The following is a 23,905-nucleotide window of genomic DNA, read 5'->3' as shown; positions in this document are numbered from 1 at the left end:
TTGGCCCTGGATCGCTTCGCTCGCGATGACGGAAGCCTCTGGCTTCACATCTCCGGTTGCTCACCGAGCGTCTCCTCGATGTAGAGCTGCTCCAGCAGCACCTTGATCACCGCCATCAGGGGCAGCGCCAGCGCGATGCCCCAGAGCCCGAACAGGACGCCGAGCAGGAGCTGCCCGGCGAAGATCGTGGCCGGCGGGATGTCGAGCGCGCGCTTCTGGATGAAGGGCGTGAGCCCGTAGCTCTCCAGCGTCTGCACCACGAGATAGACGCCGAGCGCGCCGAGCAGCGCGTTGAAGCCGGAGGCCAGGCTCGCGAGCAGGATGATCACGCCCGCCACGAGCGGACCGACCGTCGGGATGAAGGCGAGGAGCCCCGCCTGAAGGCCGAGGATCAGCGAGCCGCCGATGCCGAGGAAGGCGAGGCCCGCCCAGGTGCAGAGGAAGATCACCGCCATCGTGATGAGCTGGCCGAACAGCCAGTGCCGCAGGGTCTCGCCCATGCCGTCGAGAACCTCGCCGCCACGCTCGCGGTGCCGAGGTGGAAGAAAACGGACGAGGCCGTTGCGATAGGTGCCCGGATCGGCCGCCACCGAGAGGCCGAGGAAGACGATCACCAGGACGTTGCCGAGGGCGTTGAACAGTTCGAGCAGCACGGCCGCTGCCGGACCGAGCACGTTGCCGGCACTTGAAAGCAGCGAGCCGGGGCTCTTGAGCACCCCGGAGGCGATGCTGCCGAGGCCACCCTTCTGCTCCTCGTCGCCGGCTGCCTTCGTCTTCCCGGCCTCGCCGGTGCCCTGCAGAGCTTCGAGCTTGCCGATGTCGACGCCGCGGTCCTTCAGCCAGTCGCGGACTGTGCCGGACTGGCTCTGGATGGTCTGGCCGAGATCACGCGCCTGCTGGGCAACGGTGGCGCCGCCGAAGGCGCTCATCCCGAGAAGAAAGCCGGCGACGGCGATGCTGACGACCGTCAACCGGAGGGCCCGCGGAAGCGGCAGCACATGGCCGAGGCCGCGTGTGAGTCCGTCGAGGAAGACGCCGAGCAGGATCCCGGCGAAGATTAGAAGGAGCGTCGCGGAGGCCGTCCAGGCGAGCGCCAGCACCACGATGACGGCCACCACGGCCAGACCGGCGCTGACGAGCGAGCGCGTGCCGCTCGGTACGACGGTTTTCTCGCCGGCGGCCGTCTCGTTGTCCAGGTTCGCCATGCGCATCCTCCGGCCGGGGCCACCGGCGCCTGCGGCATGGACGGAAAATCAGGCGGCGTCCATCGTAGCCGGCCGGGCGCTACGCCCAGCCTTGCACGGCCTTCTCATCTGCTGCCGTCGCCTCGACCCAGCCGCCCGTGCTGCCATCGGCGAGATGCTCGCGCTTCCAGAACGGCGCGCGCGCCTTCAGGTAATCCATCAGGAAACTCGCCGCCTCGAAGGCGGCCTTGCGGTGGGCCGAGGCCGTGACGACCAGAACGATGCCCTCGCCCGGCCGGATTAGCCCGTGACGGTGGACCACGCGGGACGCCTGGATCGGCCAGCGCTCCTCGGCCTCCCCGACGACCCGGCCGATCTCGGCCTCGGCCATGCCGGGATAGTGCTCGAGTTCCAGCGCCTCGAGCCGGCCGTCCTCGTCGCGGCATAGGCCGGTGAAGCTGACGACCGCTCCGGCGCGGCCCTGCAGCCCTGCCTCGACCGCCGCGAGTTCTGCGGCGACGTCGAACGGCTCGCGTTGGATGCTGACGCGGCTCATGCGCTCCTCGGAAACGAAAGGCACGGCTTACCCTGCCGCGTATGCGCCTATATGTCCCTGCTCGGCCTTGGGCGCCATCGCGCGTCTGCTTCCGTCGAGGACGCTCGCGTGACCCCTGACCTGATTCTTCCCTATGACGGCGTGCTGCCGGTCTTTTCCACGCGGCCGGTCTGGTGCGGCACGGGCAGCACGGCGATCGGCGTGGCGACGATCGGTGCGCAGGCCTGGCTCGGCGACGACAGCGTGATCCGGGCCGACGGCCAGACCGTCACCATCGGCGACCGCTTCTGGCTCGGCAACCGCTCGACGGTCCACATCGCGACCGACACGCACCCCACCGTCATCGGCGACCGTGTCACGGTCGGTCGCAACGCCGTGGTCCATGCCTGCAAGGTGGGCTCGGACGTGGTGATCGAGGACGACGTCATCGTGCTCGACGGCTCGGTGGTGGGCGACGGCGTGCTGATCGAGGCGGGGTCCACCGTGTTTCCGCGTTCTACGCTGGAGGCGGGACAAGTCTATGCCGGCAGCCCGGCCAAGGCTCAGCGCCCCATCGGTCATGAAGATCTCGCGGAGCGCGCGGAGCGTCTGCGCGAAGCCGCTGCCGCCGCTCCGGCGCCTTCGCAGGGCGATGCACTCGAAACCGACCCAACGGTTTTCGTCGCGCGGACTGCGCGGCTCTCGGGTCGGATCATGCTCGGGGCCGGATCGAGTGTGCTGTTCTCCTGCGCGCTCAGCGCCGAGGTCGGCCCGATCGTGGTCGGCGCCGACACCAACATCCAGGACAACAGCGTGATCCGCACGCGCGGCGAGGGTGTGGTCATCGGGCGCGACACCACCATCGCCCACAACGTGCGCATGGCCGATTGCCGGATCGGCGCCCGCAGCCTGATCGGCATCGGTGCCACGATCGCGCCCGGCACCGTGATCGCCGACGACGTGATGCTGGCCGGCGGCGCCACCACCGATCCGGGCCAGCTCCTCGACTCGGGCCACCTCTGGGGCGGCCGCCCCGCGCGCATCCTGGCGCCGCTCGACGCGGCCAAGCGCACGATGATGGCGCGGATCGTCGAAGGCTATTGCGCGCACGGCAACGACTACCGTCAGGCCCAGGCGGCCGAGGCCGTCTGAGCGCTAGCTTGCGGCGCTGGACCGTTCGGGCCGGCGCGACGACATCTGCCGGAGGCCGACGAGGGCTGCCAGCAGACCGGCCGCTGCGCCGACGGCGAGTGCCCAGCGCGGCCCGAGATGATCCGCCACCCAGCCGACCAGGGGCGCGCCAATTGGCGTGCCGCCCAGCGTGATCGCGATCAGGATCGCCATGACCCGGCCACGCATGGCAGGCTCAGTGCCGAGCTGGATCGCGCCGTTGGCAGAGGTGATGAAGGTCTGGAAAGCCAATCCGACCAGGACCAGGGCGATGCCGAACAGCACGTAGTTCGGGGTCAGCGCAGCCAATCCGAGCCCAACTCCGAAAAGAGCTGCGCCGCTGACAAGGAAGTCCATGCGGGGACGTTCGCGCCGCGCGGCGAGCAGGGAGCCGACGACCGAGCCGGCCGCCATGCTCGAGGCCAGCAGGCCGAAGGCGCTCGCATCGGCGTGAAACATCTTCACCGACATGGTCGAGATGAAGATCGGGAAGTTGAGGCCGAAGGTGCCGATCAGGAAGAGCATGCCGAGTACGGCCAGCAGATCCGGCCGGCCGGCGACGTAGCGCAGCCCTTCCCGCATGCTGCCGCGCCGACGCGCCGCCCTTTCGCTGTGGTGGAGCGTGCCGCGCCGGAGCCGCGCCAGCGCGATGATCGGGGCGACGTAGCTCGCCGCATTGATCAGGAAGACGGCGCCCGTGCCGATCACGCCGACGAGCAGCCCGGCGGCGGCAGGGCCGACGAGTTGCGCGCCATGGAACATCGCCGAATTGAGCGCGACGGCATTCGCCAGATCGGTCTCGCCGACGAGCTCGGCGACGAAGGTCTGCCGGGCAGGGATATCGAAGGCCGAGGTACAGCCGAGGAGCAGCGCGAGCAGGCAGACGTGCCACGTCTGCACGACACCCGTCACGGTGAGCAGACCGAGCACGAGGGCCAGGAGAGCGAGCATCGCCTGCGTGGCGAGCAGCAGCTTGCGCCGGTCGAGTTGGTCGGCCGCGGCACCGGTCCAGGGCAGGAGCAGTACCTGTGGGGCGAATTGCAGGCCGGTGACGATGCCGACGGCCGTCGCGTTGTGATCGGTGAGCTGGGTCAGGACGAGCCAGTCCTGGGCGGTGCGCTGCATCCCCGTCCCGATGTTCGAGACGAGGGCGCCGGTGGCCCAGAGCCGGAAATTGTGGATCCGCAGCGAGCGGAAGGTGCCCGTCGCAGGCACCGGGGCGACGGCGTTCACGGCCTCCCCGGGTGGTTGCCACCATGCAGGCGCCCGAACATCCGCGCCAGCCCGAGGCCGGAGAGGAGAAAGCCCACGCCGAAGGCGAGGGCGTCGCCGCTGGAGGTCAGGTCGAACGTGCCGACCCCAAACACCAGCAGGTAAGCGATCACGAGGTTGGCGAAGCCCCAGGCGACGTTCACCGTCGAGCTCGACAATCCGACGCCGGGCGGCTTGGCGAAGGGGCTCTGGAACGGCCGTCCCTGCAGGCCACAGACCAAGTGAGGCACGGCATTGGCGAGCACCACGCCGCCGAGACCGTGGGCGAGGAGAGCGAGCGCGCCCATTCAGGCCTCGCCCCGATCGAGCATGGCTACGATCTCCGCGCTGGTGCCGGTCTCGCCGATGCGCGGAAAGATCTGGGTCAGACTGTATTGGTGGGCCTCGGGGCTGCGATCGGCCATCGCGTCGTGCGCAAGGGTGACGTTGTAGCCGAGCTCGTGCGCGAACCGCGCCGTCGATTCGACGCCGACGCTGGTGGCAATGCCGGCGAGCACGACCTGAGTCACGCCGCGCCCGCGCAGATGCGCATCGAGATCCGTGTCCGTGAACGCACCCCAACTGCGCTTGGTGACGAGATGATCGCCGGGCTGCCGGTCGAGCTCAGGGATGATCTCCGTCCAGTCGGGCGGCAGGTCGCCGAGGTTGCGACGCTGCTCGACCCGGCCAGGCGAGCCGCCGGCGACGTTGACCAGAACCACCGGCAGGCCTTGGCGACGGAAGGCTTTCGTGAGCCGGGCCGCGTTGGCGACCCCTCCTGCAGATTGCTCCGCCGACAGCATGCCGACGATGCCCTTCTGGAGGTCGATGACGAGAAGCGCGGTTTTGGGGTCGAGGGCGGTGAGGGCCATGCAATCTCCGCGAGGTGTGAGGATTCGGGGTCAGGAGGTGGCGAGGCGGCGAATGACGGCAGCGGCGCCCGTCACGGCTTCTCGCTCGGCGGGATTGAGCTGGTTCAAGGCTTGGCCGAGCCAGGCGCGACGCAGGCGGCGGCCTTCCTGCCAGGCTGCGTCGCCGCCCTCGGTGAGGGCGAAGAGCACCTGACGGCCGTCGCTCGGATGCGGCCTTCGCTCGATGAAGCCCGCTTGCTCCAGGGCGGCGAGGGTCGCCCCCATGGATTGCGGTTTCACTGTCTCGGCGCGGGCGAGATCGGCTGTCGTCGCGGGGCCGAGCTTGCCGAGCCGGGCGAGCGCCGCGAATTGCGACCAGGTCAGCTCGCCGGGGTTCGATTCCGACCGAAGCCGGCGGAGCAGCAGCCCCGTCGCCTGGAGGAGGTCTTCGACATCGCTCGCCAGCGCGGCGGCGTGATCAAGGGCATCGGCCATGCCCCACCGTAAAACTCGACAGGTTAACTTGCAAGTTTACCTGTTTAATTTGGTCGTGCTTCGGCGATCAGGGCGCTTGCGGGCCCTCGCCCAGGAAGCGTCCGACCAGCATCCTCGCCAGCACCCGCGGCGAGTCGGGCACCAACACGGCGAGCTTGTTCGAGGTCGACAGCGAGGCGAGGCCGTGAAGACCGGCCCAGAGGGTTGCGACGGCCTGCCGGCGTTCCGTCGGATCCGGCAGCATCGGCGTCAGAACTTGGTCCACGAGGCCGACCGCCTCGGCCAGCGCCTCGGCATACCAGTCGGGAAACGGCACATCCGGCGCGGCGACATGCTCGAAGACCAGGCTCCAGACCCGGGGGTCGGCGGCGACGAAGACGAGATAGGCGTCGGCGAGCGCCAGGGCGTTGTCGCGCGCAGGCCTATTCGGGTCGATCGCGCTCTGCAGCGTGGTGTGCAGGCGGCGGAAGGTGCGGGCATTCACCCGCAGGATGACCTGATCGAGGTCGCCTACCGCATTGTAGATCGAGTTCGGCGCATAGCCGATCGCGGCGGCCAGCCGTCGCATCCCGAGCCCGCGAAAGCCCTCGTTGCGCACGAGGCTCTCGGCGGCCTGGGCGACCATCTCGGTAAATCCCTCGCGGTCGTGCTCGCCTCGTGGCCCGGCGGCTCGCTTGCCTCTCGTCACTCAGGCGTCTCCGTCGTCGAATCTCACGGTACAACAGAACCTTAGGATGTCCCGGCTAGTGTCGCGCGGCGCCGGCTCCACGTGCATCTTCGCACGCAACGAGCCGTCTAGATTGCACGTCGTGCAAAATCAATGTTGCGCCACGACGCAGGTTAGATATTTTGAACATCGTGCAAACTATCCGATGGCTCGGGTCGCCGGGAGGTCGGACAGGCTGGATTTGACGCCCAAGCTATCGCCGGGCAGTCATGGGCCAGCCGGGAGAGAGGTCCATGTTCACTTCCCTGATGACGACACGGCGCTTCGCGCCGTTGTTCTGGTGCCAGTTCTTTTCGGCCTTCAACGATAACTTTCTGAAAAACGCGCTGGCCCTGCTGATTCTGTTCAAGGTCGGCGAAACCGGCGCGGATGCCGGTCATGGCGGTGTGCTCGTCACGCTTGCGAGCGCCGTGTTCATCGGCCCGTTCTTCCTCCTCTCGGGCCTGGGAGGCCAGCTCGCCGACCGCCACGACAAGGCGATTTTGGCCAAGCGTCTGAAGTTCGCGGAGATCTTCGCCGCCCTGCTCTCGGTGCTCGGCTTCTGGCTGCAATCGGTGCCGCTGCTCTTCGCGGCACTCGGCGCCTTCGGCGTCATCGCCGCACTGTTCGGGCCGATCAAGTACGGCATCCTGCCGGACCACCTGAAGCGCGAGGAGCTCACCGCCGGCAACGCACTGGTCGAGGCCGCGACCTTCCTCGCGATCCTGCTCGGCACCATCACCGCCGGCCTCGCCATGGCGATGGGCGGCCATGCGCTCGGCCTCGGCGCCGGCCTGATGCTGTTCGCGGTGCTGTGCTGGCTCGCCGCTCGCCAGATCCCGCGCACCGGCGAGGGCGACCCGACCCTCAAGGTCGACGCGAACGTCGCCCGCTCGACTGTCGAGCTGCTGCGCGACCTCTGGGCCGATACGCGGCTGTGGCGCGGCTCGGTGATCGTGAGCTGGTTCTGGCTCGTCGGCGTGGTGGTGCTCTCGCTGCTGCCGGTGCTGGTGCGCCAGACCCTGAACGGCACCGAGATCGTCGCCACGACCCTGCTCGCCGTGTTCTCGATCGGCATCGCGATTGGCTCGGCGCTCGCCTCCTGGCTCGCCAGCGGACGCATCGTCCTGCTGCCGACCCCGGTCGGCGCGATCCTGATGGGCCTGTTCGGCCTCGACCTCGCCTGGACCGTCGCGCATGCCATGCCGGCCGTTGGCGAACCGATGACCGCTCTGGCCTTTATCGGTAGCGGCACGGGCATCCGCCTGCTCATCGACTTCGCGGGCCTCGCCATCGCGGGCGGCCTCTACATCGTGCCGTCCTTTGCCGCCGTGCAGGCCTGGACGCCGAAGGAGAAGCGGGCCCGCGTCATCGGCGCCGTCAACGTCCTAACCGCAGCCTTCATGGTGGGCGGCACCCTGGCACTCGCTGGTCTGCAGGCCGCCGGTCTATCGATGGCCCAACTCCTTGCCCTGGTGGCGGTGCTCAACCTCGTCGTGGGCGTGATCGTCTTCAAGATCATGCCGACGAGCCCCTTTCGCGATTTCCTCTCGATCCTGTTCCGCGCCTTCTACCGCCTTGAGGTGAAGGGCCTGGAGAACGTCGAGAAGGCCGGCCCGAACGCCATCATCGCGCTCAACCACGTCTCCTTCCTCGATGCGCCCCTCGCCCTGTCGCTCCTTGATACCGAGCCGGTCTTCGCCATCGACCACGGCATCGCCCAGCGCTGGTGGGTGAAGCCCTTCCTCAAGATCACCAAGGCGATGCCGCTCGACCCGACGCGGCCGCTCGCCACCCGCTCGCTCATCAACGCGGTAAAGAACGGCGAGACGCTGATCATCTTCCCCGAGGGGCGCCTCACCGTCACCGGCAGCCTGATGAAGGTCTATGACGGTGCGGGCCTCATCGCCGACAAGTCCGGTGCGATGGTCGTGCCGGTGAAGATCGACGGGCTCGAACAGACTGCCTTCTCGCGGCTCTCGCGCAGTCAGGTTCGCCGCCGCTGGTGGCCCAAGGTCACCGTGACGATCATGGAGCCGGTCAAGCTCGAAGTCGATCCGGAGCTGAAGGGCAAGAACCGTCGTCGCGCGGCCGGCGCCGCCCTCTACGACATCATGTCGGATCTGGTCTTCGACACCACCGACATCGACCGCAGCGTGATGTCCGCGCTGATCGAGGCGGGGGATCGCCACGGCTGGGGACGCGTCGCCCTCGAAGACCCGGTCACGGGCTCCATGACCTACTCGCGCCTCGTGATGGGCGCCAACATCCTCGGCCGCAAGCTCATGCCGCTGGCCGCCGAGGGCAGGACCATCGGGCTGATGCTGCCCAACGCCAACGGCGCCGCGGTGACCTTCTTCGCCCTGGCGAGCGCGGGCCGCGTGCCGGCGATGATCAACTTCTCGGCGGGTGCCGCCAACGTTCTCTCGGCCTGCAAGGCGGCCGAAGTGACGACCATCGTCACCTCGCGCGCCTTCATCGAGAAGGGGCGCCTCGGCGGCCTCATCGAGGGTCTCGAAGGCAAGGTGAAGCTGGTCTACCTGGAGGACGTGCGCGCAACCGTGACCACGGGCGACAAATTCAAGGGTCTGCTCGCCCCCCGCAAGCCTCTCGTGAAGCGCAAGGGCGACGACCCGGTCGCCGTGCTGTTCACCTCCGGCTCCGAGGGCACGCCGAAGGGCGTGGTGCTCGCCCACCGCAACATGCTGGCGAACACCGCCCAGGCAGCCGCGCGCATCGATTTCGGGCGCCAGGACAAGGTGTTCAACGCCCTGCCGGTGTTCCACGCCTTCGGCCTGACGGCGGGCCTCGTGCTGCCGCTGGTGTCCGGCGTGCCGGTCTATCTCTACCCGTCGCCGCTGCATTACCGGATCGTGCCGGAGCTGATCTACGGCACCAACTCGACGGTGCTGTTTGGGACCGACACCTTCCTCACCGGCTACGCCAAGGCGGCGCACCCCTACGACCTGCGCTCGCTGCGCTACGTCGTGGCGGGGGCCGAGAAGGTGAAGGAATCCACCCGCAAGACCTGGGCTGAAAAGTTCGGCCTGCGGATCCTCGAAGGCTACGGCGTCTCCGAATGCGGCCCGGTCGTCGCGCTCAACACGCCGATGTTCAACCGCTTCGGCACGGTCGGCCGCATCCTGCCCGGCATGGAGTACCGCCTGGAGGCCGTGCCCGGCATCGACGAGGGCGGCCGGCTCTTCGTGAAGGGGCCGAACATCATGCTCGGCTACTACCGCGCCGAGAATCCCGGCGCGCTCGAACCGCCGCCCGGTGGTTGGCACGATACCGGCGATATCGTCGCGATCGACTCCGAGGGCTTCGTCGCGATCAAGGGCCGCGCCAAGCGCTTCGCCAAGATCGCCGGCGAGATGGTCTCCCTCGCCACCGTCGAGTCGCTCGCCGCCGAACTCTGGCCGGATGCTCCGAGCGCGGTGGCCGCCGTGCCCGACGCCCGCAAGGGTGAGCGGCTGATCCTGTTCACCGAGGCCAAGGGCGCCACGCGCCCCGCCTACCAGGCCTTCGCCAAGTCGAAGGGCGCGCCGGACATCGCCGTGCCGGCGGAGGTGGTCGTGCTCGACAAACTGCCGATGCTCGGCACCGGCAAGGTCGACCAAGTCGGCGTGACGAAGCTCGCCAAGGAGCGGGCCTCGGAGGCCGAGGCGGCCTGACGGCACGAATCCTCAAGACGACGGCTGACGAGCCCGGTCCGCGATGCGGGCCGGGCTTTTTGCTGGCAGCGCGACGACCCTCTTGCAATTCGATTGTGTTTCGATATATCTAGATTATCGACATATCGAAACACAATCGGAATCACACATGTTCGGACGCTTTCACCACCGTTGTCGCGATGCTCGCCAGGAATGGCTCTTCGCCCGCCACGAGCGCGGGGATGATCACGGCTTCGGCCCACTCGGCCGGGGGCCGCATCGCGGCTTCGGGCGCCATGGCGGCCCCGGCCGCTTCTTCGGTCATGGCGACCTGCGCCTCGTCGTGCTCCACCTCATCGGCGAGCAGCCACGCTACGGCTACGAGATCATCAAGGCGATCGAGGAGCGCGTCGGCGGCGCCTACAGCCCGAGCCCCGGCACGATCTACCCGACGCTCACCATGCTGCAGGATCTCGGCCACGTGACGGTCAGCGACGGCGAGGGTGCCAAGAAGCTGCACACGATCACGGAGGAGGGACGGGCGTTTCTCGATGCCCACCGTCCGACCCTCGACGCGCTCCTCGCCCGCATGGACGAGACCGGCCGTCGCCATGGCGGGGGCTCCGCGCCACAGGTGGTGCGCGCGATGGAGAACCTGAGGATGGCGCTGCGCATGCGCCTGTCGCGCGGCGCGCTGGACGAAGAGCAGATCAATGCCGTGGCGGCAGCGATCGATGCGGCGGCCACGGCGGTCGAACGAGTCTGAGCGGATAAGCAGGGCTTGACCGCACCGCCGAAACCCTGATGCAGGGCCTCGCCAAAGTCAGCGAGGCCCGAACCGCATGCAGGCTCCCGCCGCCGAAGCCGGACGAAGCCGCGCGTCCTTCCTGACGCCGCTGCTCACCGATCGCCGAATCGCCGCCGGGCTGTTTCTCGGGATCGGCTCGGGGATGGCCTTCCCGCTGATCTACGCCACGCAATCCGTCTGGCTGACACGGTCAGGCGTGCCGATCGAGACCATCGGCTGGCTGTTCGGGCTGACCTTTCCCTACAAGCTCAAATTCCTTTGGGCGCCGTTCCTCGACCGCTACGATCCTCCGTTCATCGGCGCCTGGCTCGGGCGACGTCGCGGGTGGATCCTGCTGGCGCAGCTCGGCGTCGCGGCGGGGCTCGTGGGCATCGCCTTCGGTGATCCGGCGAACTGGCTCGGCTGGACCATCGCGTTCTCGCTGGCGCTCGGCGTCGCCGGTGCGACGCAGGACATTACCGTCGACGGTTGGCGCATCGCCGTGGTCTCGAAGGCCGAGCTGCCGCTGATGTCGTCCTGGGCCGAGATCGGCTGGCGCGTAGGCACCCTCGTTGCCGGAGCCGGGGCGCTGATCGTCGCCGGCGAGCATGGCTGGAAGGTCGCCTATCTCGTCATGGCCGGGATGATGCTGCCGAGCATGATGGCGGCCTGGATGGCGCCCCAGCCGAAATCCGACAAGGAGCCCCTGCGAGAACCGCTGAAGTTCGGCGCGACGATCTGGGCCCCGATCAAGGACCTGCTCGACCGGCTCGGGCCGCTCGGCATCCCGATCCTTCTCATGATCGCGGGTTTTCGCATGTCGGGCTACGTGTCCACCGCGATGGCGAACCCGCTCTTCGTGACGCTGCATTATTCGGACGTCGACATCGCCACGGTGGTGAAGGTCTACGGCTTCTGGCTGGCGCTCGGCGCGACCTTCCTCGGTGGCTGGATGATCCCGCGGATCGGGCTGATGCCGACGCTTCTGTTCGGCACCGTGTTCGGCTCGGCGGCTCATCTCGCGCTCGCCTATCTCGCGCTTTACGGCGACCACAACGACGGCGCCTACTGGACCTTCGTGGCCGCGGTCGGGATCGAGTCCTTCGCCTATGCCTTCGCCTCGATCGTGCTGATCACCTACATGTCGACGCTGACCTCGGACGCGCATGCGGCGAGCCAGTTCGCGCTGATGACCTCCCTCGTGGCGCTGCCGGGCAATCTGCTGGCGATGACCTCGGGCGTCGCGGTGAAGGCGCTCGGCTTTGCCGGATTCTTCGTCGGCACCTCGCTGATCGGCATTCCGGTGGCCCTGCTCTGCGCCTGGATCTGGTGGCGCCAGGGCCGGCAGGTCCCGAGCGTAACCTGAGCCGTTCGGCGACCGAACTTCAGCCATCGTCTCGACCTACGGGCCTTCCATGACCTTCGATCGCCGCCGCTTCCTCGCAGCCACCGCCGGCATCGCCCTCGCCGGGCCGGCCCTCGCACAGGGCTACGGGCAGACCTTCAAGGTCGACAACGACGAGGGACGCCCGATCGCCAACATGCGCCTGCCGGGCGAACTCACGGGGCAGGCCGCCGAGCTGAAGGGCGTGACCTATATCGGCCCGCGCGACGCCGAAGTCGTGCTCTACGAGTATTTCGACTACAACTGCCCCTATTGCCGGAAGGCGGCTGCGGACATCCAGGCGCTCGCGGCGAGCGACCCTGCGCTCCGGATCGGCCTCGTGAACAATCCGATCCTCTCGCCGATGTCGGCCCAGGCGGCCAAGGTGGCGCTGGCAGTCCAGCGCAAGCTTGGCTCGGCTGCGGCATTCAAGCTCTACGGCCAACTCCTCGGCACGCCCGGTCAGATCGACGGGATCAAGGCGCTCACCATCGCTGCCAAGATCGGCGTGCCCCGCGCGGAGTTGGAAGAGATCGGCAACAGCGACGAGATTCGCGAGGCGCTCAGCGCGCAGATGCGTCTCGCGGCCAATCTCGGCCTGACCGCGACGCCCTCCTACGTGCTCGGCAATATCGGTATCCTCGGGCATCCCGGCCCGAAGGCGCTTGCCCGCATGATCGCCTCCATGCGCCGCTGCGACCAGATCGCCTGCGGCTAGGCCGCTGTCGGTTCGATCGCCTCTAACGTCATTGCGAGTGCAGCGAAGCAATCCACGGCGGCAGCCGCACCATCGGCGCGTCGGCCCTGGATTGCTTCGGCTTCGCCTCGCAATGACGCGTCGTGATGGCCTCAGGGCTTCTTCGTATCCGCTGGCGGTGTGGCCGGCTGGGACGTAGCAGGGGCCGGCGCGGTCGGCGCGGCGTCCGTGCGCTCGACCTTGGCGGCCTCGCGCAGCTTCATGATGACGTCCTGCTGGGCCTTGCGGGTCAGGTACTGGTCAACCTGCTCCTTCATCTCGTCGAAGCTCGGGATCGGCTTGGTGCGCTTCTCCTCGACCTTGATGACGTGCCAGCCGAACTGCGTCTTCACCGGGTCGGAGACCTCGCCGGGGCTCATCTTGAAGGCGGCCTCGGCGAAGGGAGCGACCATGCGCTCCTTGGTGAACCAGCCGAGATCGCCGCCTTCGGTCTTCGAGCCCGGGTCCTTGGAGAGCTCCCCGGCGATCTTCGAGAAGTCCTCGCCGCCCTTCACGCGTGCGGCGATCTTCTTAGCATCGGCCTCGTTGTCGACCAGGATGTGCCGGGCGTGGACTTCCTCCTCCGGCTTCATCGACTTCACGGTCTGGTCGTAGAGCGCCTTGGCCGCCTCGGGAGTCGCTGCCTTCTTCGCCTCCTGCTCCAGGTAATCGTCGAGCAGCAGCTTATCGCGAAAATAGGCGAGCTTGCGCTTGAACTCGGGGCTGTCGCCGACCTTGGCGGCGTCGGCCGCCTGTGCGCCCACGCGAAGGTCGATCATGTAGTCGACCAGTAGGCCCTTCTTACCGCTCTCGTCGACGCCCGGCAGCGAAAGCGCCGGATCTTCACCCGCGATGTTGAGATCGCCCTGCGTGATCGGCGCGCCGTTCACTTTTGCAACCACGGTGTCGGGCGACGGCTTCGCGGTGGGAGCGGCGGGCGTCCCCGGGGCGGCGGCCGGCTCCTGGGCCAGAGCGGCGGCGGGAAGCGAGAGCGCGAACACGAGCGCGCTCGGGCGCAGGAAGCGGGAAAGCATCGGCATGAACAGGGATTCGTCCTTGGGCATCGTCGATGCGGGCCAACTCTGCGGGCCGGCTCTCGCATCGACGTGAGGAAGCGACCGTGGGCCGCAGACAACGGCCAAACAGGTGGAAGCTCGCAGCACCAAACGCAAGCGTGGCCGTCGGAATTTGGCTCGACGCCGTCCTTAGGAATTGCCGAGAGGGGCTCGCGGCCCGGTCGCCTCAGCCGCGCGGGCCAACGAGGCCGGGGGGCAAGAGGTCCGGCTCGCGCGGCGCCGACCGAGGGGTCGGACGCGCGATGGGGGCCTGGCGGACGGCCTCGGGTTTCGGAGCAGGCGCCGCAGCAGGCCTCGACCGCGCGATCGGCTGGGCTGCCGGTGTGAGATCGGCGGTGCTCGGCACGGGTTGGCCGGCCCGCGCCGGCTTGATGACCGCGCGCGGCGTGATCGAACCGGTGGTCACGACGTCGGTCGCCGCCGATGGCGCCGGTGTACCCGGCGTGTCGAGGCCGTATATGTCGTCGCGGAAATGGGCGCGGCCGTCGGGCGTGGCGTACCCGGTCAGATAGACGAAGGTCACCGGGACCGGCTTCACGAGCTTGATGTCGCGCTTCTCGCCCGTGGCGATGCCGCTCTCGATCTCGATCGGACCCCAGGCCGAGCCGGCACCGTTCGGCCCCTCTGTGCCCTGGAGCAGCCAGGCCGCGAACTCCTTGACCTGACCGACGCGCACGCAGCCATGCGAATGGAAGCGGACGTTGCCCGCAAACAGCGACTTCGACGGCGTGTCGTGCATGTAGACGGCGAACTTGTTCGGCATGTCGATGCGGACTTGGCCGAGCGAGTTGTCGAAGCCGGAATCCTGGCGCAGCGTGTAGTTGACCGCCTTCTCGCCGCTCCAGTCGAAGGTCGTGGAATCGACCTCGACGCCGCCGGGACCGAGCATGCGGATGTGATTCTTGGCGAGATAGCCTGGGTTCTTCCGCATCGTCGGGATGATCTCGTTCTTGATCACCGAGACGGGCAGGGTCCAGGTCGGGTTGAGGTTGACATCGGTGACCCGGGTCTCGACCGAGGGCGTCGCCTTGTCGGGCTTGCCGACCACGGCGACATAGCGGCGAGCGACCGCTCCGTTCTCCACCGCCTCGACCGTGGCCGAGGGGATGTTCACGACGACGTAGCGATCGCCGAACGGGAACTTCGAGCCCATCAACCGCTCGGCCGATGCCGCGAGCTGACGCTGGCGCACGCTCGCCGGGACGTTCAGGGCCGCGACTGTGAGGCGCTGGACGAGGCCCGATTCCGGCAGGCCATGCCGCGCCTGGAAGGATTTGACGGCCGCTACCAGCGTCTCGTCATAGAGATCGGAATGCGTGGCGTTGGCCGCGAGGTCGCCGGTCATGACGAGATGGCCGCGCAGGGCCGCGACGGCCGGATCGCGGTCGCCGGGCTTAAGGCTGAGACCAGTCGGAACCTGGCTCCAGCCGCCTGCCTCGGCCAGGGCCTTGTAATGATCGGCCATGCGCATGGTGGCGAGGAAGGTCGCCGGCGTCAGCGTCGGGGTCGGATCCTCCGACATCTTGGCGTAGACGAGGGCTGGCGCCTCACGCGATTTTTTCGGGGCAGGGGCCGCCTGTGGCGCGACGGCCGGCTGTGGCGCGGGCGCCGGGGCATGCTCTTGCGTGGAGGGCTGGACGGAGAGCGGCAGGGGCGCTGGAGCGGGCTCGGCCCGCGCTTGCGGTTCGGCGTGAGCCGCACCCAAGATCATCAGCGCCGTGATCGGCGCGAGAGCCACCGTGCCGAGGGCACGGGTCCGAGTGTGGTGACGCAGCAACATGTCCGGCCTCAGGCGGGTCGTGGCCCGACGATGCACCGGGATGGTTATCTTTCCCTTCACTGCGGGCGCCGTGATCGCGGCGTGGTGCGGACACGCACGCCGCCTTTGTCAGCGCTGTTTGGATTGCAACCCTCCCGCGCCACCGGCCGGACGCTTCACCACTCAAAACCCGCAAGCTCCGCCCTAGCTTCGGCCGTGACGACACGAGCGACAGGGTGAACCATGGCGGATCCGACGACGCATCCGGCTTTTCGCGCGGGCGAGACGGCCGTCGTCACCGGAGCGGCGAGCGGGATCGGGCTGGCGGCGGCGAAAGCCTTCGCCGCGCACGGCATGCGCCTCGTTCTCGCCGACCTGCCCGGTGAGCTGCTGGACAGTGCCCGCGCCGCGCTCGCCGCAACCGGCGCCGATGTCCGGGCCTGTCCTACCGATGTCTGTAACGAATCCGCGCTGCAGGCTCTCGCGGCGGAAGCCGCGCAGGACGGTGCGCCGGCCGTGGTGATGCTGAATGCCGGCATCGAGGCGGGTGGACGGCTCTTCTCGGATTCCACCACCTGGCGGCGGATCATCGACACCAACCTGTTCGGTGTCGTCGACGGCATCCGGGCCTTCGCTCCCGGCATGATCGAGGCCGATCGGCCCGGCGCCATCATCGTCACCGGCTCGAAGCAGGGCATCACCACGCCGCCGGGCAACGCGCCCTACAACGTCTCGAAGGCGGGCGTGAAAGTCGTCACCGAGGCGCTCGCGCACGAACTGCGGCAGAGTGGGGCACCGGTCAGCGCGCATCTGCTGATCCCGGGCTTCGTCTATACCGGCCTGACCCGGGCGCGCGGCGTCGCCGAAAAGCCCGAGGGCGCCTGGACGCCGGAGGAAACGGTCGCCTTCATGCTCGAGCGCATGGCGCAGGGCGATTTCTACATCCTGTGCCCGGACAACGAGACCAGCCCGGAGCAGGACCGCCGCCGCATCGCCTGGGCGGCCGGCGACGTCATCGAGAACCGTCCGGCCCTGTCGCGCTGGCACCCGGGTTTCGCGGAAGCCTTCGCTCGGCATATGAGGTAGGCGCCGCATCGGCGACCCTGGCGCCGGCGGCTGGCGATGCCCTTGCATCGGGTCGTCCGATGAACGCGCCGACGCATCGCGCCCGACACGACTCCGTCGGGCGAGACGGCACTTCGATTGAAGCGGGAGAAAGAGCCCTTGGCCACCATCATCCCCGTCGCCTCCTTCGACTACGTGGTGTTCGGCGCCACCGGCGATCTGACGCGCCGCAAGCTCCTGCCGGCACTGTATTACCGCTTCCGCGACGGCCAGATCCCCGGCAGCAGCCGCATCATCGGCGCATCGCGCTCGGAACTGTCGACGGAGGCGTTTCGCGATCGGGCGCGCGAGGCGCTGCGCGAGTTCATCCCGCCGAGCCATATCGACGAGGCCGCGCTCGGGAGTTTCCTCGACCACCTCTACTACGTCGCGGTCGATGCGCTCGGCACCGATGGCTGGGACGAGTTGAAGGCCCTGCTCGACGAGCGGCCCGATCAGGTCCGGCCGTTCTATCTCGCCACATCGCCAGACCTCTACGGCGCGATCTGCCGGAATATCGAGCGCTGCGGCCTCGTCGGCGCGAACACCCGCGTCGTGCTGGAGAAACCGATCGGGAAGGATCTCAAGTCCGCACGCGCCATCAACGACGCCGTCGGCGCGGTCTTTCCCGAGGGCCAGATCTTCCGCATCGATCACTATCTCGGCAAGGAGACGGTCCAGAACCTGCTGGCGCTTCGCTTCGCCAACACGATCTTCGAGCGGCTTTGGAACGCCGACGTGATCGATCACGTCCAGATCACGGTGGGCGAGACGGTCGGCGTCGAAGGACGCGGGGGCTATTACGACACCTCCGGCGCCCTGCGCGACATGGTGCAGAACCACCTCCTGCAGCTCCTCTGCCTCACGGCGATGGAGAGCCCGCTCTCGCTCGATGCGAATTCGGTCCGCGACGAGAAGCTGAAGGTGCTGCGCGCCCTCAAACCGATCACGCCCGCCGAGGTTCAGGCTGTCACGGTGCGGGGCCAGTACGCCGCGGGGGCGGTCGCCGGAAAGAGCGTGCCGAGCTATCAGGCCGATCTCGGCGGCGAGACGCAGAGCCGCACCGAAACCTTCGTCGCACTGAAGCTCGAGGTCCGTTCGGCCCGCTGGGCCGGGGTGCCGTTCTACCTGCGCACCGGCAAGCGGTTGCCGAGCAAGCATTCCGAGATCGTGGTGCAGTTCCGCGCGTCGCCCTTCTCGATCTTCCCCGACGAGGCCTTCGGCCGGGAGCCGAACCGCCTCGTCATCCGCCTCCAGCCGGAGGAGGGCATGAAGCTCGAGGTGATGACCAAGGATCCCGGCCCCGGCGGCATGCGCCTGCGGCCGACCGATCTCGACATCTCCTTCGAGGAGACCTTCAAGCAGCGCTACCCGGATGCCTACGAGCGCCTGCTGATGGACGTGGTGCGTGGCAACGCCACCCTGTTCATGCGTCGCGACGAGGTCGAGGCCGCCTGGGAATGGGCCGACAAGCTGCTCCAGGCCTGGTCCGACCGCCCCGAGCCGCCGCGCCCCTACGCCGCCGGCTCCTGGGGGCCGACGGCGGCCATCGCCCTGATCGAGCGCGACGGGCGGACCTGGCACGAGGAAATCCGCTGATCGGGCGTCTCGCGCGCGCAGCGATCGTCAGCCGTCTCGGTGCAGCGTGAACAAGTCTGTCTACAACAGTACAAGACATTGACCTTTTTCCCCGGAACGCCCCTACGGACGACACGTTGACCGCCGCGTGTCCAAAATCGAAGAGGGCAGGCCGGGACAGCGTGGCGGATCGAACGGCAGGCATGGATTCGGACAGACCCTCGACTGACACGCCGGATCACGACCCGCCACGGGGGTTGGGTGACGATTTCCGTCGCTTTGCCGATTTCGTGCCGCAGATGATGTGGCGCTCGGACGACCAGGGTCGGGCGCTTCATCACAACGAACGCTGGCTGCAATTCACCGGCCGTCCGTTGGAGGAGGAGCTGGGAGACGGCTGGCGCCGTGGCCTCCACCCGGACGATTTCGAGCGCCACGCCAAGGTCGTCGCCGAGGCGTTCAAGGCGCGCGAGCCGTTCAGTGTGGAATTTCGCCTGCGCCGTCACGACGGTGCCTATCGCTGGCTGCTCGATACGGCGCGGCCGCTCACGGAAGACGGGCGCTTCACCGGCTATCTCGGCTCCTGCTTCGACATCACCGATCGCAAGAACGCCGAGGACCATGCAGAGTCGGCCCTCGTCGAGAAGGAGACGCTCCTCGCCGAGATCTACCACCGGGTCCGCAACAACCTGCAGGTGATGGTCAGCCTGATCGGCCTCTATGGCCGCGCTGCGCCCGAGCCGTGCCGCGGCAGCTTCGATGCGTTGGGTCAGCGCGTGCGCGCCATCGCTCTGGTGCAGCAGCACCTGCACGAGGCGCCCCATATCGCCTCGATCGATCTGCGTGACTACTTGCACCGCCTCGCCTCAGGGCTCGGCCAGCTGCGCCGGGCCGGGCGCATCAGCGTCACGGTCGACGGGAGCGGCACCAGCGTCGTCGAGCCGCGCACTGCCAACGCGCTCGGCATGATCGTCGCGGAGGTGGTGGCGGAGTGCCTCGACGCCACGACGGATGCGGTGACCTGCAGCGTATCCATCACCATCATCGCGGGCTTCGGCGAGCCGGTCAGGCTCTCCATCGTCTCCGGGCATGGCGAGGCCGCCGCCGCCGGCCGGCCCGGCGTGCCGAAGCTCGGGCCGCGCCTGATCGCGGCTTACGCGGCTCAGGCCGAGATTGCGGTGAGCGGCGACGCCACCCGTGCCCATCCGCTCTCCCTGCAACTGCCCGAGGCGCGGACACCCGGCTGATCTATACCGCGCGCCGGTCGCATCCCGCGGCCCGAGCGCCTATACCGCCACCGGTATCCCCGTCCGAAGAGTCCCGCGCCGTCCATGCTGCCGCCCATCGCCGACATCGTCGAGAACTTCGAGCTGATCGAGGATTGGGAGCAGCGCTACGGCTACATCATCGAGCTCGGCCGCGAGATGGACGCCTTGCCCGAGGCGCTTCACAGCGAGGACAACCGGGTCCACGGTTGCGAGAGCCAGGTCTGGCTCGACGTTGGCCTTGACGAGACCGCCCCGGAGCCGCGTCTTGCTCTGCGCGGCGACAGCGATTCCAGCATCGTGCGCGGCTTCGTCGCCCTGATGGTCGCGCTCTATCAGGGCAAAACACCCCAGGATGCGGCCACGACTGACGGGCTCGACATCTTCCGGCAGCTCGATTTCGGTGCCCACGTCACCTCGAAGCGCTCGAACGGCGTGCGCGCCATGGTGGCACGCATCCAGCACGACGCCCGGCGTCTGGCCACAGGGTGAGAGACCGGCGAATTTTCGGCCTGGCGGCTTGACCTACGGTGCCGAAGCCGCCTTCGTCGGCCGGCACGATCAGGCTCGACAGCCTTCCGCGAAGTCTTACCGATGAGCCTTGCATGAGCGTCGTCGATCTCGCCCGGTTCATGGAGGATCTCGCCACGCAGTCCGGCGCGGCGATCCTGCCGTTCTTCCGCGCGCATTTCGGCATGGACGACAAGGCGAGCGGCTCCGGCCGCGGCTTCGACCCGGTGACCGAGGCCGATCGCGCAGCCGAAGTCGCCATGCGCCGGATGATCTGCGCGACCTTTCCCACTCACGGCATCCTCGGCGAGGAATTCGGCTCGGAGCAGACCGACGCCGAGTGCGTCTGGGTGCTCGACCCGATCGACGGCACCCGCGCCTTCATCGCCGGCCTGCCGACCTGGGGCACACTGATCGGGCTGACCCGAAACGGCACGGCGGTGCGCGGTCTGATGCACCAGCCCTATCTCGGTGAACGCTTCCTGGGAGATGGCGGTAATGCCACGATCAGGACGGCGAAGGGCGAGCGCAAGCTGCGCACCCGACGCACCGAAAAGCTCGCCGACGCGATCCTGGCGACGACCGACCCGCGGCTGTTCTCGGAAGGCGAGGAACGCGAACGTTTCCTCCAGGTCGAGAGTGCGGTGCGGATGTCGCGTTACGGCGCCGATTGCTACGCCTATTGCATGCTCGCCGCCGGCCAGATCGACCTCGTGGTCGAGGCTGGCCTGCAACCCTACGACATCGTCGCCCTGATCCCGATCGTCGAGGGCGCCGGCGGCGTCGTGACCTCATGGGACGGCGGCCCAGCGACCGGCGGCGGCCGTATCATCGCTGCCGGCGACCGGCGGCTACACGAGCAAGCGCTGGCGATTTTGAATCCGTGATCTTGCTCGCCGCCGCTCTCGCGAGTACGGCCCGTCAGGCCCCCGCGTCGAGCTTGTGCCGCGACACCGCCACGTGGATCAGTTCCGCGAGCGTGCGCACGCCGAGCTTCTGGCGCATGCTGGAGCAGGCGCTGATCACCGTCCGGTAGCTCACCGACAGGTTGTCGGCGATGACGCGGTAGGATTTGCCTTTGCTCAGCAGCGACAGGATCTGCAACTCGCGGGCGTTGAGCGTGCCGAGCGTCGGGCCGTGGCCGCGCATGTTGAGCATGGCCACGCTGGTCGCCAGGCGATGTTCGAGATAGCCGCGGCCGGCCTGCACCGTCTTGAAGGCTTCGATCAAGGTGAAGGTCGGCGCGTCCTTGAGGGCATAGCCGAGCGCGCCGCATTCGAGCGCCCGCGAAACGACGACGGGGTCGTCATGCATGCTGAAGGCGAGGATGCGCACCTCCGGCTCCAACGCGCGCATCCGGCGGATCAGCGATAGGCCGGACAGCTCCCTGTCCTGGAAGCTGAGATCCGCCACCACCACGTCGGGACGAAGCTTGTGGAAGGCGCGATAGCCGGAGACGATGTCGGTCGCCTCGTGGATCTGGCCGATGTCGAGGTCGTCCGCCAGATCTTCGACGACGCGCCGGAAGCCGCTCAGCACGACGGGATGGTCGTCGATGAGGAGGACGTGAGCGGGCGATTTCGCCTCTCCGGCGCCCTCCCGCCGAGGTCGCGTGCTGCGCGCGACGGCTCTCACGGCTTGGTCTCCCCGTCGCGCTGCGCGCCGTAACGCTCCGCAAGCTTGGCGAAGGCGGCTGCCGGCTCGTCCCCCTGCTGGCGCGTATTGAAATAGTGCTGGCACATCTCGCCGTAGAGCTGCCGCCCCTTGGCGCCCCGCGCGACGTTTGTCAGCCCCTCGAGCAGATCCTCGTAGCGCTCGGTCTTCCCCGCCTCGCCGAGCATCTGGCCGAGCTGTACTGTCCGGTTGGCGATCATCCTCGGATCCTCGATGAAGAAGGCCTGCGCCTGCCCGAGGCTGCGGCGCATCTGCGCGCTCGCGGCGTCGTCGTTCGCCATTGGGCGCCCGGCTTCTCGACTGGCGAGCCAGCGGCCCGTATCCATCGCATCGGTCGGCGAAAGCCAAGTCGGGATGTCGGCATCGGACTGGGTGGCGACGACCGACTGCTCCTCGGTCTTCGCCTGATCCTCGTCCTTGCCGCCGCAGCCGCCGAGGGCGAGAGCGAGGAGGATGGCGAGCGATCCGAGCGACGATCGCTTCATGGCACGGCCTCGCTCTGCCGGGAGCGATCGGCTTGCGTCACGCCGAGAGCCCGCGGCCCTTCTCCAACGTGGATGCGGGCGGTCTCGCTGAGGGTCGCGAGATCGATGACCGAGACGTCCTCGGAGAACCAGTTGGCGACGTAGGCGCGGGGACCGCTGACTACGATGCCCTCGGGGTAACGTCCGACCTTCAGGATGTCCGTCAGCTTGAGGCTCGCGGCGTCGACCACCGAGACCGTGCCGGCATGCTGGTTCGTGACGAGGACGCGGCTGCCGTCGGCACTCGTCGCCACGCCGTAGGGCATCGCACCGACGGGCACGGTGGCGAGGGGCTTCAGCGTCGCCGTGTCGACCACGCTGAGATCGTTGCTGCGCGCGTTGGCCACGTAGAGTCGGTCCTGCGACGGGCTGAGCCCGAGGGCGAAGGGCGCCTCTCCGACGGGGATCGTGCCGATCCGCTCCATCCGCGCCACGTCGACGACGCTGACCTGGTGGCTCTCGCGGTCGGCGACCCAGAGCCGGCCGGCCCGATCGAGCACCAGGTTCGCCGGGTCCTTGCCGACCGCGACGGTGGCTTCGACGGCACCGGTCTCCGTGGACAGACGCACCACGTGCCCGGCCTTCCAATCGCCGACATAGACGAAGCGTCCGTCCGGATCGGCGGCGATGCCGAAGGCTTGGCCCGCATAGGGCAGGCGCTTCAGCACGCGGCCCGTTCCGGCATCGACGATCGTCACCGCGTGATGGTCCGGGTGAGAGAGATAGATCCGGCCTTGCGCATCCGTTGCGAGCGCGGCCGGCCCAGCCTGGACGTCGATCGTCGCTGTGACGGTGTTTGCGCCGGTTTCGATCCGGGCGAGTTGCCCGGCATCCTGGCTCGCGACGAACACCGATGCTGCGGAGGAGGGCAGGGGGATCCCGCAGGTGCAAGCGATGGAAAAAGCCGCCAGCCAGACCTGGGAAACGGCTCTGTGCACGCCCTGGCGGCAGACGAGAGTGAGGGGACGGTGCCTAAGCGGCTCATCCGCTGACGTCCGCTCATCATCGTTTCGGCTGCGCCTGCGCTTGCCGAATGCACGACAGGGTGCATTCGGCCCTCTCCCCGCGTGCGGGGAGAGGGAGAGCCGCGCATCACCCATCTCCGCCTCGGCAGGCCTCATTGCGTCGTTGCGCCCTCGACCTTGGCCTTAAGGCCTTTCAGGCCGTCGCCGAAGAACTTGTTCATCGCCTCCTTGCCGGCGGCGTCGGAGAGGTTGTCCGGCGGCTCGTTGCCGGTGTCGCCGCGGTAGAAGCGGCCCATCCACTCGACCTTCGAGCCGTCGCCCTCGGGAGTCACGGTGATGGTCGCCGAGTAGGATGAGACCGGGAGCGCCTTCAGATCGGGATCGCCCGAGCGGTAGGAATAGGTGAAGCCGTCGGCCTTCCACTCGTCGAGGCCCTCCTTCAGCACGCCGCCGTTCTTGAAGGTCAGCATGCGGCTGCCGCCTTCCTTGTTTCCGCCTTCGCCGACGCTCTTCTCGAGGTCGGGGTGCCAGTTCTTGATGCCGCCGAAATCGCCGACGACCTTCCAGACCGCGTCCGGCTTGGCCTTGATCGTGACCGACTGGTCGATCTTCTGCGGCGTCGGTCCATGGGCGATGGCGGCTGTCGCGGCGAGGACGAGCAAGGTTGAAGTCACGAAACGCAGGGTCGTACGAAGCAT

23 protein-coding genes are annotated in these 23,905 nt (G+C 68.2%); 10 read left to right on the top strand and 13 right to left on the bottom strand.

The features are described 5' to 3' along the window. Window positions 1-44: 44 nt before the first annotated feature. Both GGR33_RS07240 and GGR33_RS07235 read right to left on the bottom strand, forming a co-directional pair. Complete coding sequence (locus tag GGR33_RS07240; protein WP_183503321.1) at window positions 45-1,205, bottom strand: AI-2E family transporter; 1,161 nt, start codon at window positions 1,203-1,205, stop codon at window positions 45-47. A gap of 79 nt (window positions 1,206-1,284) precedes the next feature. Then, window positions 1,285-1,740 carry a molybdenum cofactor biosynthesis protein MoaE gene (locus GGR33_RS07235; protein WP_183503319.1) on the bottom strand — a complete coding sequence of 152 codons (456 nt, stop codon included), beginning with the start codon at window positions 1,738-1,740 and terminating at the stop codon, window positions 1,285-1,287. A gap of 108 nt (window positions 1,741-1,848) precedes the next feature. Between GGR33_RS07235 and GGR33_RS07230 the strand changes: the two genes are divergently transcribed. Beyond that, window positions 1,849-2,871: a gamma carbonic anhydrase family protein gene (locus GGR33_RS07230; RefSeq protein WP_183503317.1), complete on the top strand. Its 1,023-nt coding sequence runs from the start codon at window positions 1,849-1,851 to the stop codon at window positions 2,869-2,871. Between the two features lie 3 nt (window positions 2,872-2,874). On the opposite strand, the gene GGR33_RS07225 is transcribed toward GGR33_RS07230, so the two are convergent. From GGR33_RS07225 to GGR33_RS07205, 5 genes are all read right to left on the bottom strand, one after another. After that, the gene (locus GGR33_RS07225) at window positions 2,875-4,122 is read right to left on the bottom strand and encodes an MFS transporter (protein WP_284211073.1); all 1,248 of its coding nucleotides are present in this window, start codon (window positions 4,120-4,122) and stop codon (window positions 2,875-2,877) included. Then, window positions 4,119-4,448, bottom strand: a complete 330-nt coding sequence (locus GGR33_RS07220) for a hypothetical protein (RefSeq protein ID WP_183503315.1) — start codon at window positions 4,446-4,448, stop codon at window positions 4,119-4,121. Before GGR33_RS07220 ends, GGR33_RS07225 begins: the two co-directional genes overlap by 4 nt. Continuing rightward, complete coding sequence (locus GGR33_RS07215) at window positions 4,449-5,012, bottom strand: isochorismatase family protein (RefSeq protein WP_183503313.1); 564 nt, start codon at window positions 5,010-5,012, stop codon at window positions 4,449-4,451. It lies immediately after the preceding gene. Between the two features lie 30 nt (window positions 5,013-5,042). Next, the gene (locus GGR33_RS07210; RefSeq protein ID WP_183503311.1) at window positions 5,043-5,486 is read right to left on the bottom strand and encodes a MarR family transcriptional regulator; all 444 of its coding nucleotides are present in this window, start codon (window positions 5,484-5,486) and stop codon (window positions 5,043-5,045) included. 67 nt (window positions 5,487-5,553) lie between these two features. Continuing rightward, window positions 5,554-6,111, bottom strand: a complete 558-nt coding sequence (locus GGR33_RS07205) for a TetR/AcrR family transcriptional regulator (protein ID WP_183503615.1) — start codon at window positions 6,109-6,111, stop codon at window positions 5,554-5,556. Between the two features lie 335 nt (window positions 6,112-6,446). On the opposite strand from GGR33_RS07205, the gene GGR33_RS07200 reads away from it, so the two are divergent. The 4 genes from GGR33_RS07200 to GGR33_RS07185 all read left to right on the top strand — a co-directional run bounded on the left by GGR33_RS07200 (window position 6,447) and on the right by GGR33_RS07185 (window position 12,734). Continuing rightward, on the top strand, window positions 6,447-9,866 hold the full coding sequence (locus GGR33_RS07200; protein WP_183503309.1) for an acyl-[ACP]--phospholipid O-acyltransferase: 3,420 nt from the start codon (window positions 6,447-6,449) through the stop codon (window positions 9,864-9,866). 148 nt (window positions 9,867-10,014) lie between these two features. After that, window positions 10,015-10,611, top strand: coding sequence for a PadR family transcriptional regulator (locus GGR33_RS07195; RefSeq protein ID WP_183503307.1), 597 nt, complete (start codon window positions 10,015-10,017; stop codon window positions 10,609-10,611). Between the two features lie 76 nt (window positions 10,612-10,687). Next, window positions 10,688-11,998: an AmpG family muropeptide MFS transporter gene (locus GGR33_RS07190; protein WP_183503305.1), complete on the top strand. Its 1,311-nt coding sequence runs from the start codon at window positions 10,688-10,690 to the stop codon at window positions 11,996-11,998. Between the two features lie 49 nt (window positions 11,999-12,047). Further along, the gene (locus GGR33_RS07185; protein WP_183503303.1) at window positions 12,048-12,734 is read left to right on the top strand and encodes a DsbA family protein; all 687 of its coding nucleotides are present in this window, start codon (window positions 12,048-12,050) and stop codon (window positions 12,732-12,734) included. Between the two features lie 131 nt (window positions 12,735-12,865). On the opposite strand, the gene GGR33_RS07180 is transcribed toward GGR33_RS07185, so the two are convergent. After that, on the bottom strand, window positions 12,866-13,792 hold the full coding sequence (locus GGR33_RS07180; RefSeq protein WP_183503613.1) for a peptidylprolyl isomerase: 927 nt from the start codon (window positions 13,790-13,792) through the stop codon (window positions 12,866-12,868). Window positions 13,793-13,994: 202 nt separating this feature from the next. Continuing rightward, on the bottom strand, window positions 13,995-15,539 hold the full coding sequence (locus GGR33_RS07175) for a L,D-transpeptidase family protein (protein WP_425488754.1): 1,545 nt from the start codon (window positions 15,537-15,539) through the stop codon (window positions 13,995-13,997). 291 nt (window positions 15,540-15,830) lie between these two features. On the opposite strand from GGR33_RS07175, the gene GGR33_RS07170 reads away from it, so the two are divergent. The 5 genes from GGR33_RS07170 (at window position 15,831) to hisN (ending at window position 20,931) form a co-directional block, all read left to right on the top strand. After that, a complete protein-coding gene (locus GGR33_RS07170; RefSeq protein WP_183503292.1) occupies window positions 15,831-16,673 on the top strand; it encodes an SDR family NAD(P)-dependent oxidoreductase in 843 nt (280 codons plus the stop codon). Window positions 16,674-16,811: 138 nt separating this feature from the next. Then, window positions 16,812-18,290: a glucose-6-phosphate dehydrogenase gene (gene zwf, locus GGR33_RS07165; protein ID WP_183503290.1), complete on the top strand. Its 1,479-nt coding sequence runs from the start codon at window positions 16,812-16,814 to the stop codon at window positions 18,288-18,290. A 182-nt stretch (window positions 18,291-18,472) separates the two neighbouring features. Next, window positions 18,473-19,516: a PAS domain S-box protein gene (locus GGR33_RS07160; RefSeq protein ID WP_183503288.1), complete on the top strand. Its 1,044-nt coding sequence runs from the start codon at window positions 18,473-18,475 to the stop codon at window positions 19,514-19,516. Between the two features lie 84 nt (window positions 19,517-19,600). After that, window positions 19,601-20,026 (top strand): SufE family protein, encoded by a 426-nt coding sequence (locus tag GGR33_RS07155; protein WP_183503286.1) that lies wholly within the window; start codon window positions 19,601-19,603, stop codon window positions 20,024-20,026. Window positions 20,027-20,139: 113 nt separating this feature from the next. Beyond that, on the top strand, window positions 20,140-20,931 hold the full coding sequence (hisN, locus tag GGR33_RS07150) for a histidinol-phosphatase (protein ID WP_183503284.1): 792 nt from the start codon (window positions 20,140-20,142) through the stop codon (window positions 20,929-20,931). A gap of 34 nt (window positions 20,932-20,965) precedes the next feature. On the opposite strand, the gene GGR33_RS07145 is transcribed toward hisN, so the two are convergent. From GGR33_RS07145 to GGR33_RS07130, 4 genes are all read right to left on the bottom strand, one after another. Next, window positions 20,966-21,679 (bottom strand): response regulator, encoded by a 714-nt coding sequence (locus GGR33_RS07145; protein WP_183503282.1) that lies wholly within the window; start codon window positions 21,677-21,679, stop codon window positions 20,966-20,968. Then, window positions 21,676-22,203 carry a hypothetical protein gene (locus GGR33_RS07140; RefSeq protein WP_183503280.1) on the bottom strand — a complete coding sequence of 176 codons (528 nt, stop codon included), beginning with the start codon at window positions 22,201-22,203 and terminating at the stop codon, window positions 21,676-21,678. The genes GGR33_RS07145 and GGR33_RS07140 overlap by 4 nt, the downstream gene beginning before the upstream one ends. Beyond that, complete coding sequence (locus GGR33_RS07135; RefSeq protein ID WP_284211064.1) at window positions 22,200-23,093, bottom strand: YncE family protein; 894 nt, start codon at window positions 23,091-23,093, stop codon at window positions 22,200-22,202. Before GGR33_RS07135 ends, GGR33_RS07140 begins: the two co-directional genes overlap by 4 nt. A 266-nt stretch (window positions 23,094-23,359) precedes the next feature. Beyond that, window positions 23,360-23,905: an SRPBCC family protein gene (locus GGR33_RS07130; protein WP_183503279.1), complete on the bottom strand. Its 546-nt coding sequence runs from the start codon at window positions 23,903-23,905 to the stop codon at window positions 23,360-23,362.

This window comes from Methylobacterium brachythecii (assembly GCF_014196345.1).
In the GTDB taxonomy this organism is placed as follows: Bacteria; Pseudomonadota; Alphaproteobacteria; order Rhizobiales; family Beijerinckiaceae; genus Methylobacterium; species Methylobacterium brachythecii.
The sequence above is the reverse complement of the archived record's forward strand: the minus strand, read 5'-3'. Positions and strand labels throughout refer to the sequence as shown.